The organism is Streptomyces sp. CB02261 (assembly GCF_001905665.1).
Taxonomy (GTDB): domain Bacteria; phylum Actinomycetota; class Actinomycetes; order Streptomycetales; family Streptomycetaceae; genus Streptomyces.
Window position 1 is genome coordinate 729660 of record NZ_LIVX01000004.1, and the last position, 13560, is coordinate 743219.

Here is a 13560-nt window from a genome sequence, read left to right on the forward strand (position 1 = left end):
ACTGACACGGGTGCCGTGGTGGCGTCCTCCCACGGGACTTCAGCAAAGGGGCGAATGTGGATTCGGTACGCGTGGAGCACGACCTGATCGGGGAGAGAGGCGTGCCGGCGCACGTCCACTACGGCATACACACCCTGCGGGCGGTCGAGAACTTCCCGCTCACGGGCATCGCGCTGTCCGCCCATCCGGAGCTCGTGATCGCCCTCGCCGAGGTGAAGGAGGCCGCCGCTCTCGCCCACGGCGACCTCGGAACCCTGCCGCGGGACCGGGTCGAAGCGATCGTCGCGGCATGCCGAGAGGTCCGCGACGGACGTCTGCACGACCAGTTCGTGGTGGACGTGTTCCAGGGCGGTGCGGGCACCTCGTCGAACATGAACGTCAACGAGGTGATCGCGAACCGCGCCCTGGAGCTGCTCGGTCACGAGCGCGGCGCCTACGCCCATCTGCACCCCAACGACGACGTCAACCGCTCCCAGAGCACCAACGACGTGTACCCGACGGCGGCCAAGCTCGCGCTGTACGCCGCCGCGGGGCGCCTGTTGGACGCGATGAGCGTCCTGGCGAACGCCTTCACCGAGCGCGGCGGCGCGTTCGCCAAGGTCGTGAAGCTCGGCAGGACGCAGCTCCAGGACGCCGTGCCGATGACCCTCGGGCAGGAGTTCGACGCGTTCGCCCTCACGGTGCGCGACGACGCGTCGCTCGTCACGCGGGCCACCTCCGCGCTGCTCGAAGTCAATCTCGGGGGAACCGCGATCGGGACCGGCCTCAATGCCGACGCCGGATTCGCGCAACTCGCCGTGGGGCATCTGGCGACGATCACGTCGGCCCCCGTCCGTCCGGCCCGCCACCCCGTCGAGAGCACGCAGGGAGTGGGCGGATTCCTGCAGCTCTCCGGCTCCTTGAAGCAGTTCGCCCTACGCCTGGCGAAGATCTGCAACGATCTCAGACTGCTGGCCTCCGGACCGAGGGCCGGCCTGGCGGAACTCCGGCTGCCCGCGCTGCAGGCGGGGTCGAGCATCATGCCGGGCAAGGTGAACCCCGTCGTCCCCGAGGCGGTCGACCAGGTGTGCTTCGACGTCGTCGGAGCCGATGCCTCGGTGTCCATGGCGGCCCAGGCGGGGCAGCTCCAGCTGAACGCCTTCGAGCCCTTGATGGTCCACCACCTCCTGAACTCGACGAACCGTCTGGAGGCGGCCTGCCGCGTCCTGGCGGAGCGGTGCGTGAGCGGGATCGAGGCGAACGAGGAGCGGCTTCGCGCGTCGGTGGAGGGGTCGGCCGGTCTCGCCACGGCGCTGAATCCGGTCGTCGGCTATCAGCGGGCGACCGAACTGGCGCGCCGGTGCGTGGACACAGGGCTGTCCGTGCGCGCCCTGGCCGCCGGGAGCGGACTGCTCACCGAGGAGGAGCTGGACGTGCGGCTCGACCCCTGGAAGCTCGCCCATCCGCAGTAGGCCGCGCGGACCCCGGCCCGGGAGTGCCGGGCCGGGATCCGCGAGCCGGGTGGCCGGGTCCGCGCGCCGGATGCGGGGCGCGGACCCGGCGCTGTCGTCAGCTCTTGGTCAGCGTGCAGGTGTACGGGGCGGTTCCGCTGCCGCTGTAGGCCTCCACGTCGACGTAGTAGGTGCCGCTGCCGGAGGCGGTTCTGGTGAAGGTGAGGGACTCGTCGGTGCCGGCGCCGTCGTCGACGGAGCGTGCGAGGGTGCTGCCCGCCGAGTCCAGCCAGTACAGGTCGGCGTCGTACGCGGCGGGGACGGCGCAGTTCACGGTGGCGGTCTGGCCGGATGCCAGGCCGACCTTGAAGTAGTCGCGGTCGCTGGTGGACTTCATGCTCCCGGTCAGGGTGCCGGGGGAGGGCAGGGCGGTGGCGTCGTCGGCCGTGTCACGGGTGTCGTTCGGCTCGCTCTCGGCGAGCGTGGTGCCGCCGCTCTGGCCTCCGCAGTCGGTCACCGGCGTGCCGTTGTAGAGGTTGGCGTCGGCCACTCCGCCGGTGACGCTGCGCAGGTAGTACCCGCAGGTGGGCCGGTTCCTGAAGTCGAACGTGGCGCCCGGCGTCAGGCGCCAGATCTTGAAGCCGGAGTACGTCAGGGGCTTGCGGTCGACGGCCTGTTCGGGCTGGTGGTCGGCGAGGACCACATAGGCGTCCTTGCCGTACTGGGTGGCCAGGCCGTTGCGGTCGATGAACAGCGAGCCGCCGCCCTCCTCGACTCCGACGCCCCATGCGGCGCCCCCTGTCGTGAGACCGTCCTTCACCGCGCGGGCGAGGAAGGACATGGTACGGCCCATGCGGTCGCGGGTCACGAAGTGGGAGTCGTTGACGACGCCGCCGTAGTCGGCCCACTGGAACATGCCGGTGGTGAAGCTGATGGCGCGGTCGTAGGGGTTGGCGAGGGCTTCGGCGCTGGTGACGCTGCCGTTGCACGCGTCGTAGACGACGGGGCTGTTGATGTGGTGGCCGGCGCTCCCGCCGCCGGACCCGCCGCCCTTGGCCACCACGGACTCGACGGAGGCCTCGAGCGCGGTTCCCTTCCACGCGGCGTACCGGCACTGGTCGCCGCCGGCGAAGTAGACGAACTCGGCGTTGCGGACGTCGGTGTTGACCTGGCTGTTGTTCCCGTCGCCGGCCGTGGTGAGCGTCCACGTCGTACACGAGTTCACGCCGGTCAGGCCCATGACGGCGTCGCACTCGGGGGTCCTGCTGCCCGAGGTGGGGGCCGACCCGGAGAGGACGACGACATCCATGCTGCCGGTGCCCCCGCGGATGGCGTCGACCGCCCGGGCCATGGAGGCCGCGACGACGCCGCCGGCGCCGTTCATCGTGAACGCGGGGCCGTTCCACGACGTGCGACTCACGTCGGACGTGCTGCCCAGCCGGATCCTGTCCGCGGCGGCGTGGGCGGGCTGCTGGATCGTCACGGCCGCGGTGACCGCGAGCAGGGCGACGGCGAGCGGCGCGCTCGCCCGTGAGAGACGTGAGGTCATCTGTGCTCCAGGGAGGTGGGGGTGGGTCGCGTGCAGCACCGCGGAACGGACGCCGTCGGGACGACGGGTTCCGGCGCGGGCTCATCGGGTTGGTAGCGGAACATACAAGCCATTCGCTGGAACGGGAAGATGTAAGTCCGTCTGGACTCCTCTCCTCCTGACGGAGCGCCAGAATCTCGTACCAAACCGGTGTGAAATGCCGTGCTGGAGGCCTGGAAGACCGCGTTACGTGAACGTAACGCGAGTTACATCTAGCCAGAGCGGGGATTGATCTGTAATTTTTCCGCTGTGGCCGGCGGCCAGAACCCGCCGGCGAAGAATCCTCGAGAGGATCACCCCGATGACCACGCGTCCTGCCCACCGCGCGGCGGCTGCCGCCATAGCGGCCACAGCGCTTCTCTCCCTCTCCGGCTGCGGGGGTGACGGGCCCGCCCCCGCCGCGGCCGGCACGGTCTCCGTCGCCGGTGTGGAGGTCGAGAAGGACCAGACCCTGCACGACATGCTGCCCGAGGCGATCAGGAAGGCCGGCAAGGTCAGAGTGGCCACCGACGTTCCCTACCCGCCCTTCGAGATGTTCGTGAAGGAGGGCGAGAGCGACCTCACCGGTCTGGACTACGACCTGGGCCAGGCGCTGGGCGGCAAGCTCGGTGTGACGTTCGCCTTCACCCCGCAGAAGTTCGACGGCATCGTCCCGGCCATCCAGGCCGGCAAGTTCGACGTCGCGATGTCGGCCATCACCGACAACAAGGACCGCCAGCAGGTCGTGGACTTCGTCGACTACTCGCAGTCGGGCTCCGGCATCCTCGTCGCCGAGGGCAACCCGTCCAAGATCAGCACCCTGGACACCCTGTGCGGGCAGAAGGTCGCGGTGCAGACCGCGACCAACCAGCTCGACCTGCTCAAGAGCCACCAGGCGGCCTGCGCCAAGGCGGGCAAGGGGAAGATCGACATCCAGACCTTCCCCAAGGACTCCGACGCCCAGCTCGCCCTGCGCTCGGGCAAGGTCGTCGCCCAGGTCCTCACCAAGCCCGCCGCCGGCTGGGTCGCCAAGACCGCTGACGACGGCGCGGCCTTCGACCTCGTCGAGGACCCGGCGGCCCCCGGAGGCTACAACGCCTCGCCCAACGGCATCGCGGTCAGCAAGGACCTGCCCGAGCTGACGGACGCGATCCTCAAGGCCCTGCAGGCCCTCATCGACGACGGCACCGTCGCCGCGATCTACAACCAGTACGGCGTCGCGTCGATCGCCGTCCCCAAGGCCACCAAGAACGCGGCGGTGGACTAGAGATGACCAGCACCGAAGCACCCGCGGAAGCCACCCTGAAAGGTGAGCCGCACGCCCAGGACCTCGAAGTCGTCCCCGTACGCAACTACGGCCGCTGGATCGCCGCGATCACCTCGCTGCTGGCCCTCGTCGGGCTGATCGGCTCCCTCGCCAAGAACGACAACCTCCACTGGGACGTCGTCGGCACGTATCTCTTCGCCGACCTCATCTTCGACGGACTGGCCACCACGCTCTGGCTGACCGCCGCCGCCATGCTCCTCGGCCTGGGTCTGGGCACCCTGATCGCCGTCATGAGGCTGTCCTCCAGTCCCGTCCTGTACGGACTGGCCACGGCCTTCGTCTGGATCTTCCGAGGCACCCCCCTGCTCGTGCAGATCATCTTCTGGGGCTACGCGGCGGCCCTCTACAAGTACGTGAAGATCGGCGTCCCCTTCACCGACATCACGTTCTTCCAGGCCGAGACGAACGCGCTGCTGACGCCCGCGATCGCGGCCCTGCTCGCCCTCGGCCTCAACGAAGCGGCCTACGCCTCGGAGATCGTGCGCGCCGGCATCCAGTCCGTCGATCCCGGCCAGGCCGAAGCCGCGCACTCGCTCGGCATGCGGCCCGCGCTCACCATGCGCAGGATCGTCCTCCCGCAGGCCATGCGCGTGATCATCCCTCCCATGGGCAACGAGACCATCAACATGCTCAAGATGACCGCCTTGGTCTCGGTCATCTCCGCCCACGACCTGATGTCCAACATCCAGGACGTCTACGCCCAGAACTACCAGGTCATCCCCATGCTGGTCGTCGCCAGCCTCTGGTACCTCGCCCTCGTGACCCTGCTCAGCGTTCCCCAGGCATGGCTGGAGCGGCGGTACGGACGAGGCACCACCAGAGCGGGCCACGTCTCCCCGCTGCGGCGCATGCTCGGCGGAGCCACGGGGTGGATCGGCAAGAACAGCAAGGAGGAGAGCCGATGAGCACTCCCATGGTGCGCGCCGAAGGCGTGCGCAAGCATTTCGGCAGGCTCGAGGTGCTCAAGGGCATCGACCTCACCGTCGAACGCGGTCAGGTCTGCTGCCTTCTGGGACCTTCCGGTTCCGGCAAGTCCACCTTCCTGCGCTGCATCAACCACCTGGAGAAGATCGACGGAGGCAGGCTCACCGTCGACGGCGAACTCGTCGGCTACCGCCAGCACGGCGACAAGCTCCACGAACTGCGCGAGCGGGAAGTCGCGGAACGCCGCCGGGACATCGGCATGGTCTTCCAGCGGTTCAACCTGTTCCCGCACATGACGGCCGTCGAGAACGTCATGGAAGCACCCGTCAAGGTCGGCGCCGTCGCCAGGAACACCGCCCGGGAGCAGGCCCACGACCTGCTCGCACAGGTCGGCCTGGGCGACAGGGCCGGACACTACCCCGCTCAGCTGTCCGGCGGACAGCAGCAGCGGGTCGCCATCGCCCGGGCGCTCGCCATGAAGCCCAAGCTGATGCTCTTCGACGAGCCGACCTCCGCGCTGGACCCCGAGCTCGTGGGCGACGTCCTGGACGTCATGCGGCAGCTCGCCGCCGACGGCATGACCATGGTCGTCGTCACCCATGAGATCGGATTCGCCCGCGAGGTCGGCGACACCGCCGTCTTCATGGACGAGGGCGTCGTCGTCGAAGCCGGCGACCCCCGCCGGGTGCTCGTCGACCCGGAACAGGACCGCACCCGCGCCTTCCTGTCCAAGGTCCTGTGAGCGCCCCCGTCCGCCGGCAGCAGCCGGTCACGGAACTCCTCGGCCTGGCCCGCGCCCACCGGGCCCGGTACCTGCGCGATCTCGAGGAGCTCGTCTCCATCGACTCCGGCTCCTACAACGCCGCCGGGGTCGACAGGGTCGCCGACTGGGTCGAGCACCGCCTGCACCGCCTCGGCTTCGAGGTCGAACGCGTCCGCTTCCCGCCCGAGGCCGGACAGCGCTCCGGTGACGCGCTGATCGGCCGCAGGCGCGGAAGCCTCCCCGAGTCCGAAGGCGGCCGCAGGATCATCCTCGCGGGCCACATGGACACCGTCTTCGAGGACGGCACCGCCGCCGCCCGCCCCTTCGCCGTGAACGGCTCCCTCGCCACCGGCCCCGGAGTGAGCGACGACAAGGGGGGCCTGCTGGCAGGCCTCACCGCCCTGGAGATCCTCGCCGAGCACGGCACCGACGCGTACGCCGAGCTGGTCCTCCTCGCCACCCCGGACGAGGAGATCGGTTCACCGGCCAGCCGCGACCTCATCGAGCGCACCGCCGCCGGCATGCACTACGGGCTCGGGCTCGAATGCGCCCGGGAGAACGGCGACCTCGTCATCGCCCGCAAGGGCGTCGCCGACTTCCGCCTCACCGTCACCGGCAAGGCGGCGCACGCCGGCATCGAACCCGAGCGCGGCGCCAACGCCGCCCTCGCGGCCGCGCACCTGGTCGTCTCGCTCCAGGCGCTCAACGGCCACTGGGACGACGTCACCCTCAACGTGGGCGTGGTCCGGGCAGGCACCCGCGCCAACATCGTCTGCCCGGAGGCCGAGCTCCGCGTCGAGGTCCGGGCAGCCACCACGGCCGATGTGCGGCGTGCGAGGCGGGCCATCCAGGAAGCCGCGGACCACCCGGCGGTGCCCGGCACCAGCGTCGTCGTCGAACAGCTCGACCTGTGCCCGCCGATGGAGGACACCCCCGCCTCGCGCCGCATGCTCGACAAGGCCCGGCAGGTGGCACACGCGGTCGGCGTGGAACTCGGCGCCACCGCCACGGGCGGGGTCGGCGACGCCAACCTCATCGCCGGAGCAGGTGTCCCGACCCTCGACGGCCTCGGCCCCATCGGAGGCGCCGACCACACCCCGCAGGAGTGGCTCGACATCTCCAGCGTCCCTCAGCGCGTCGCCGTACTCGCCGCGCTCGTCGCCTCCCTCGGCGACGCCCGGAACCCCTGAACCACTCCCCGGCCGGGCGCGGCCCGAACGCGTCTCGTACGCCTCGCCCCCGCCCAAGCCCGAAAGCGTCTCGAACGCCTCGCCCCGCCCCCTGCCCGACCACCCCGCAGGACCCGTGCCCACCTGCCCGCGCGGAACCGGCACCGGCATGCGGGCGAGGGGGCCGGTCCATCCGTCATCCGATCCACGGAGGCACCCATGCGCGCATCCTCACGTCCCGCCCGCCGCACCGTCCTCACCTGCGGCATCGCTCTCACCCTCCTGACCACGGCCCCCGTCGCCCAGGCGGGGCCCGAACGCCCCGACCGCACGGCAGGCTCGCTCGTCCTGATCGGCGGAGGGCTGAAGGACGACAACACAGCGGTCTACGGCGAGATCATCCGGCGGGCCGGCGGCCCCGCGGCCCGTATCGGAGTCATCACCGCGGCCTCCGTACCCGAAAGCCAGGACCCGAACGCCGGCGACCCGGCACGGTGCAGCAACTCCGCGTGCAACGGGGCCTACTACGCCGGCCTCTTCAAGAGACACGGCGCGGCCCACGCCGAGTGGGTGCCGCTCGACATCGACCACGTCGCGAACGCCGACTCCGACGCCGTCGTCGCCCAGGTCAACTCCATGAGCGGCTTCTTCTTCGGCGGCGGCGACCAGTACCGCTACCTCACCACCCTCCTCCACGGCGACGCGCACACCGACTCCAAGGTCCTCGCCGCCATCCGCGCCAAGCTCGCCCGAGGAGCCGTCGTCTCCGGCTCCTCCGCCGGCGCCCAGATCGTCTCCGGCCCCGACATGGTCAGCGGCGGCGAATCCTACGAAGCCCTGCGGGACGGCAGCGCCCCCGGCTACTTCGACGATGCCACCCGGCTCGGCTACATCCCCCGGGGCGGTTTCGGATTCCTCAGCTCCGGGCTCATCGACACCCACACCGGAGCGTACGGACGGGAAGGCAGGGCCTACCGCCTGGCCGCCGACACCGGACACGACCGCGTCTACGCGCTCGAGGAGAACACCGCCCTGGTCGTCGACGCCCCGGGCAGCCGGCGCGAGCGGATGACGGTCCTCGGCCCCAACGGCGTCGCCGTTCTGGACCTGCGGAGCGCCCACGTCCGGACCGACGCCGGCTGGAGCATGCGCAACGCCCGCTACACCTACCTCACCCAGTCGGACCGTTACGACCCGCACACCTGGACGACCCGCCCCGCCGCGGACAAGCGGCGTCTGCGCCCCGCCGGCACGACGCCCGTCCCCGTCAACACCGACGTCTTCTTCTCCGCGTCCAACCCCGCCGGCACGCCCTACTCGTTCCGCACCACGGCGCGCGCCCTCGCCTCGGCCCGGGCACAGAGCACCGCGACCGCCACCACCTTCGAGACCGACCCCCGCTTCACCGTCACCTTCTCCAAGACCAGGGGCTTCAGCGCCTGGTCCGGCGACGGTGCCACCCCGCAGACGCTCGTCGACCTGCAGATCGGCATCGCGCCACGATGACCGCCTCGGCAGGGCCGGCCGCCACAAGCCGGCCCTGCCACGGCCCTGCCACGGTCCCGAGGACTGCGCTCACACGAAGGGACCCCCATGACGACCGGACTCCTCGCCGACGACATCCGACACCGGCTCGGCACGCTCACCCCGGCAGAACGCAAAGTCGCCCGCGTCCTGCTCGCCGCCTACCCCGCGGCGGGCTTCGAGACCGTCGCCACCCTCGCCGACCGCGCGGGAGTCAGCGCCCCCACCGTCCTTCGCTTCGTGGGACGCCTGGGCTACCACGGCTACCCGGACTTCCAGGCCGCCCTGCGCGACGAACTCGACGCACGCAACGCGTCCCCGATCCACCTCTACGAGGCCGCGGACGAAGGCGCCCACACCTCCTCCCCGGACGGCCTGATGGCCCACAGCGCGAGACTCTTCGGCAACGCCCTGGCCCGGACGCTCACCGAGCTGGCGCCCCACGACCTCCAGACCGCCGTCTCGCTCCTCTGCGATCGCCGACGCCGTGTCGTCCTCACCGGCGGCCGGTTCACCCACGTCCTGGCTCAGTACCTCGGGCTGCACCTGATGCAGCTCCGGGACGACGTCCGCTTCCTGCCCGACCGGGACGTCGAGCGCACAGCGGCACTCAACGCCTTCGGCAGACGTGACGTCCTGGTCGTCTTCGACTACCGCCGCTACGAGAACGACAAGCAGGCCATGGCGCACCTCGCCCGGGAACGCGGCGGCAAGGTGATCGTCTTCACCGACGCGTGGCTGTCACCGACCAGCGCACACGCGGACGTCGTGCTCCCCAGCCGAGTCGACACACCGTCTCCCTACGACAGCCTCGTCCCCACCCTCGCCGTCGTCGAGACCGTGGTCGCCTCTGTCGTCGCCACCCTCGGCGACGACGCCCACCGGCACATGAAGCAGAGCGAGGAGACCGCACGCCGCACGGGCCTCGTGTGACGGTCAGAGCAGGCCGGTGCGGCGGGCCACGCTCTCGGCCCGCTTCATCCTCTCGTGCCCCTCGGTGCCGACCTGGTCGAGCACGGCGGCGACCAACGACTCGATGAGGGCGAGCGCCGGCGTGAGACTGTCGTACGGAGAATCGGACGTCACCTGAGTGATGAGGACGACGTCGGCGTGAGCCGCGGCCGGCGAGAGCCACGGGTCGGTGAACACGATGACCTTCCCGCCACGCTCGCGGGCCAGCTCGGCGATGACGGTCTTGTCGGCCTCGTAACGCCGGTAGTCGAACAGTACGGTGACGTCGCGACGCGTGAGCTGGGTGAGGAAGGACGTGCGTTCCACGTCCCTGTCGGGCATGAAGTCCACCTGATCACGGAACTGTGTGAGATGCAGGCCCAGATACTGGGCCAGCAGATGGGTGAACCTGCCGCCCGCCACATGGACCCGGCGCCGCGGATCGCTGAGCAGACGCACCGCGTCGCTGAACTCCTGCGGAGCGACCTCCTCGAAGGTCTGGGACACGGCCTGCTGGAGGAGCGCGAGGCGATCTCCGAGACGGGCGTCGGACGCCTCTTCCGAACGTTTCGGCCTGCTGCGCCGCTCGGACGATCCGGACGCCTCGTACAAGGTGATGGGGGAGGCGGTGCGCGCGTCGAGTTCGGACCGCAGGGCGGCCTGCAGGTCGGGAAAGCCCTTGTAGCCCAGTCGGGACGCGCAGCGCAGCACCGTGGGAGCGGAGACCGAAGCGCGCTCCGCGATCGTCGCCACGGTCTCGAAGACCGCCGCCGGATACCCGGCCAGCAGGACCCGCGCGACCTTGCGTTCGGCCGGGCTGAGATCCCCCAGCCGGTTGCGGATCTCATCGGCCAGCGTGGGACTCATGGCCTTCCTCTCTGTCCGGACGTACAGACGACGCTTTCTCGTCCGGTAAATGTATCGCCTGTTACGTGCGGGTCGCAGGGGCCCCGAGCGGGAGAGCGGGCGGGTGCCGGGAAGCGACCGGCCCTCGCCCACGAGCAGCGCGGGGCGCCTGTTCGCGGGACGGTCGCTTCCCGGCGGAGTCCCCGCTCGGTCAGTAGGTGCAGCCCGAGGCCGGAAGGACCCACGGGGACGGCGGGACGAGCCCGTCGTAGAGGGCGATCAACAGCTGCTGGGGACAGACGGAGTCACCCTCGCGGAAGATGCCGAAGTGCAGATGCGGACCCGTGGAGTTGCCGGTGTCACCCGTGCGGGCGATCAACTGACCGGCCGTCACGCGGGTCCCGTCGGCCACTGAGCGGCTGTCGAGGTGGCAGTACTGGTAGCGGATGCCGTCGTCACCGTCGATCGCCACTCCCAGGCCGCAGGAGTCGGCGAGGCCGCCGTTGACGCGAGCCACACCGGACGTGATGGCGTACGCGGGGGTCCCCACCTCGACGGCGATGTCACTCGCGGGGTAGTCGTGGTGGGCCCACAGCAGGCTTTCGCGCCCGTCGAAGACGTCCCCACGGGGGATGACGAAGGCGTACGTGCCCTGCGGGCCGGAACCGGGCGGCGACCCGAGGAGGTGCTGCCAGGTCGTGACGCCCACGGTCGTCCCACCGGTGAGCCGGTGCCGCGCCTTGTAGTCCTCCACGGCCGTGCCGGTCTGTTCCCCGAAGACGCCGTCGACGGGGTTGCGGTAGCCGTGCTTGCGGAGCTGGAACTGAAGTGCGCGCACGGCGTCGGACGGGGCGGACCCCGGGCCGACGGCGATCACGAGTCTGCCCCAGGTGGCGGGACCCACGACGCCGTCGACCGTCAGGGCGTTGCCCTCCTGGAACGAGGCCACCGCATCGCGTGTGCCGACGCCGAACTCGCCGTCGGCGGTGACGGGCCGGCCGTGCCGGCGCAGCAGGAACTGCAGGCTCGCGACGTCGTCGCCGGTCGAGCCCTTCTGCAGCACGGGCCATGCGGGGAGTGCCGCGTGGGCGGGACCCGCGGGCACCAGGCTGAGGAGGAGGCCGAAGAGCACAGCGGCGATCGCCGCCGGTACCGTCCGGACGGCGATGCCTCTGCCGGAGGCCGGGGTGGGCGGTGGGGTCATGGGAGGTCCTCTCCGTCGTGCGGCTGCCGCCGCCGCTGCCCGGGCCCGGGCTCCCGAAGGTCTGCATTCGGCCTCCGGAGGGAGGCACAGGCCCGTGTCGGAACGCGGCGGCGCCTGAACTGGCAGGCACACGGTAGGAACTGGCGTACCGGCCCCGGAATGGACAGGATGTCGATCCGGCCACGGGGGGCCTGGACCGTTTACCCCTGTGGGGGGACAGCGTTCCGTTCCGTCACTTCCGCTGAGGGGAACAGGGCAGTCCCACGGCCCGCGCCGTCAGGGCGAGCCAGAGGTCGACGCGGTCCTCCGCGCGGTCCTGCTGCCTTCCCGTCAGTCTGGCCACCTTCTCGATGCGGTTCTGCACGGTGTGCCGGTGGAGGCCGAGCAGAGCGGAGCTCTCCGCCCACGAGCCGTTCGTCTCCAGCCAGACGCGAAGCGTCTCGGTCAGTTCGCCGTCCGGGTCCGCGGCGTCCAGCGGGGCCAGGACCGTGTCCGCGAAGGCGGCCAGGGTCGCGGGGCTGCCCAGACTGAGCAGAAGCCTGACCGATCCGGCCTCGGCGGCGCTGACCGGGCGTCCCAGTTCGACGCTGGAGGAGAGGAGCGCGACCGCCTGTCTCAGGGACAGCGCGGCGTGCTGGGGAGCGACGGCGGGTCCTATCCCCGCCGGCCGCCCCGGTGCGAACCGGCGGAGCACGGCCGACGTGTCCAGCTCCTCCGCCACGACCAGCTCGACCGTGCCCCCGGTCAGCCGTGCGAGTCCTCCGGGGACCGCCAGGGCGAGGTCCGCCGCCAGCTCCACCGGTTCCCCGGACGCCTGAACCGCCACCGCGCGTACGGCACCTGAGGGGACGTCGGCCGTGCGCAGCAGCGCCTGTGCCTGCTCGGCGGTGATGTCGGGGTGGAACAGCCGGGCGAGGATGGCGGCCCTGCGGCGGCGCTGCGGCTCGTCCGCGAGGTGCCGGCGCTCCAGCTCGACGGAGAGCAGCGAGACGAGGACGCTGATCAGCAGCCTGGCTTCCGCCGAGTCCGCGTCGAGCAGGACGACGAAGCCGCGCAGGCGTGCCGTACCGAGAGGCTGCACGACGACCTTCCCGCACGCCAGGTCCCCGCCACCGCTGCCCCGGAGCCCGTGCAGCGCGACGGTGTCGATCACCGGCGCGGCGTCCTCCAGCAGCGTGGGGCCGTCGGTTCCCGCCGCGCCGAGAAGCCGTCCCGCGGCGTCGCACACGGCCACGCCGGAGCCTGTCGCCTGGAACCAGGAGGAGAGCAGTCCCGCCAGCCCGTCGCTGGAGGCGGCCGCGGCGGAGAGCCGGCGTTGCGTGCGCAGGGTCCGTTCGAGGAGGCGGCGCTCTTCCGACGCGCGGGCCACGAACACCGCTCTGGTGATGGAGGCGAAGGGCACACCCGCCGGGGAGACGAGCAGGGGCAGCCGTACCCGCTCGGCGTGGTGGATCAGGGCGGTGGGCACGGCCTGCAGCGGCAGACCGGAACCCACACCGACGATGAGCGCGGCGGCCTTGCCCCCGTCGAGCTGATCCACGTACGCAGCGCAGTCGATGTCGTCCGCCGACAACAGCAGTCCGTTGGTCATCACCACCTCGGCTCCTTCGAGCCAGGAGGCCGGGCGCGTGTTCTCGGTCGCGTGTGCCGCCTCGACGACCCGGCCGAGACCCGCGCCGCCCGCCACCAGATGCAGGCGAAGAGAGGGAATGGCCAACAGATCGCGAACGGTGAGAGGCATGGGACGCATGGTCCACCAACAGGGTTCGCCTGTCGACCACATGTCCAGTGTCGAGGTGGTGCTCGCGCGGGACCTCGTGGGCAGGGCGACGCCGGGCGGCGGACGGGGACGGCC

The 13560-nt window shown here is 71.1% G+C and carries 11 protein-coding genes; 7 read left to right on the plus strand and 4 right to left on the minus strand.

Annotated features, from left to right (window positions below; all coding sequences use genetic code 11):
- Positions 1 to 56 precede the first annotated feature (56 nt).
- The gene (locus tag AMK29_RS16680; protein ID WP_073813486.1) at positions 57 to 1451 is read left to right on the plus strand and encodes an aspartate ammonia-lyase; all 1395 of its coding nucleotides are present in this window, start codon (positions 57 to 59) and stop codon (positions 1449 to 1451) included.
- Positions 1452 to 1548: 97 nt separating this feature from the next.
- Here the strand turns inward: AMK29_RS16680 and AMK29_RS16685 are convergent, their stop codons facing one another.
- A complete protein-coding gene (locus AMK29_RS16685) occupies positions 1549 to 2979 on the minus strand; it encodes a pre-peptidase C-terminal domain-containing protein (protein ID WP_241845409.1) in 1431 nt (476 codons plus the stop codon).
- A gap of 340 nt (positions 2980 to 3319) precedes the next feature.
- On the opposite strand from AMK29_RS16685, the gene AMK29_RS16690 reads away from it, so the two are divergent.
- The 6 genes from AMK29_RS16690 to AMK29_RS16715 all read left to right on the plus strand — a co-directional run bounded on the left by AMK29_RS16690 (position 3320) and on the right by AMK29_RS16715 (position 9637).
- Complete coding sequence (locus tag AMK29_RS16690; protein ID WP_073813488.1) at positions 3320 to 4264, plus strand: ABC transporter substrate-binding protein; 945 nt, start codon at positions 3320 to 3322, stop codon at positions 4262 to 4264.
- A gap of 2 nt (positions 4265 to 4266) precedes the next feature.
- Positions 4267 to 5229, plus strand: a complete 963-nt coding sequence (locus AMK29_RS16695) for an amino acid ABC transporter permease (protein ID WP_073813490.1) — start codon at positions 4267 to 4269, stop codon at positions 5227 to 5229.
- Positions 5226 to 5990, plus strand: a complete 765-nt coding sequence (locus AMK29_RS16700; protein ID WP_382616349.1) for an amino acid ABC transporter ATP-binding protein — start codon at positions 5226 to 5228, stop codon at positions 5988 to 5990. The genes AMK29_RS16695 and AMK29_RS16700 overlap by 4 nt, the downstream gene beginning before the upstream one ends.
- Entirely contained in the window at positions 5987 to 7201 is a 1215-nt protein-coding gene (locus AMK29_RS16705; protein ID WP_073813494.1) for a M20 family metallopeptidase, read from the plus strand. The genes AMK29_RS16700 and AMK29_RS16705 overlap by 4 nt, the downstream gene beginning before the upstream one ends.
- A 198-nt stretch (positions 7202 to 7399) precedes the next feature.
- Entirely contained in the window at positions 7400 to 8686 is a 1287-nt protein-coding gene (locus AMK29_RS16710) for a cyanophycinase (RefSeq protein WP_073813496.1), read from the plus strand.
- An 87-nt stretch (positions 8687 to 8773) separates the two neighbouring features.
- A complete protein-coding gene (locus AMK29_RS16715) occupies positions 8774 to 9637 on the plus strand; it encodes a MurR/RpiR family transcriptional regulator (RefSeq protein WP_073813498.1) in 864 nt (287 codons plus the stop codon).
- Positions 9638 to 9640: 3 nt separating this feature from the next.
- Here the strand turns inward: AMK29_RS16715 and AMK29_RS16720 are convergent, their stop codons facing one another.
- From AMK29_RS16720 to AMK29_RS16730, 3 genes are all read right to left on the minus strand, one after another.
- Positions 9641 to 10522, minus strand: coding sequence for a MurR/RpiR family transcriptional regulator (locus AMK29_RS16720; RefSeq protein WP_073813500.1), 882 nt, complete (start codon positions 10520 to 10522; stop codon positions 9641 to 9643).
- Between the two features lie 190 nt (positions 10523 to 10712).
- Positions 10713 to 11705, minus strand: a complete 993-nt coding sequence (locus AMK29_RS16725) for a peptidoglycan-binding protein (protein ID WP_079196911.1) — start codon at positions 11703 to 11705, stop codon at positions 10713 to 10715.
- A 232-nt stretch (positions 11706 to 11937) separates the two neighbouring features.
- Complete coding sequence (locus AMK29_RS16730; RefSeq protein WP_073813502.1) at positions 11938 to 13446, minus strand: PucR family transcriptional regulator; 1509 nt, start codon at positions 13444 to 13446, stop codon at positions 11938 to 11940.
- Positions 13447 to 13560 lie beyond the last annotated feature (114 nt).

Coding starts and splice junctions, on each gene's coding strand:
- AMK29_RS16700 (WP_382616349.1), top strand. CDS start 5,226: ATGAGCACTCCCATGGTGCGCGCCGAAGGCGTGCGCAAGCATTTCGGC.
- AMK29_RS16690 (WP_073813488.1), top strand. CDS start 3,320: ATGACCACGCGTCCTGCCCACCGCGCGGCGGCTGCCGCCATAGCGGCC.
- AMK29_RS16720 (WP_073813500.1), bottom strand. CDS start 10,522: ATGAGTCCCACGCTGGCCGATGAGATCCGCAACCGGCTGGGGGATCTC.
- AMK29_RS16715 (WP_073813498.1), top strand. CDS start 8,774: ATGACGACCGGACTCCTCGCCGACGACATCCGACACCGGCTCGGCACG.
- AMK29_RS16695 (WP_073813490.1), top strand. CDS start 4,267: ATGACCAGCACCGAAGCACCCGCGGAAGCCACCCTGAAAGGTGAGCCG.
- AMK29_RS16685 (WP_241845409.1), bottom strand. CDS start 2,979: ATGACCTCACGTCTCTCACGGGCGAGCGCGCCGCTCGCCGTCGCCCTG.
- AMK29_RS16710 (WP_073813496.1), top strand. CDS start 7,400: ATGCGCGCATCCTCACGTCCCGCCCGCCGCACCGTCCTCACCTGCGGC.
- AMK29_RS16725 (WP_079196911.1), bottom strand. CDS start 11,705: ATGACCCCACCGCCCACCCCGGCCTCCGGCAGAGGCATCGCCGTCCGG.
- AMK29_RS16730 (WP_073813502.1), bottom strand. CDS start 13,446: ATGCCTCTCACCGTTCGCGATCTGTTGGCCATTCCCTCTCTTCGCCTG.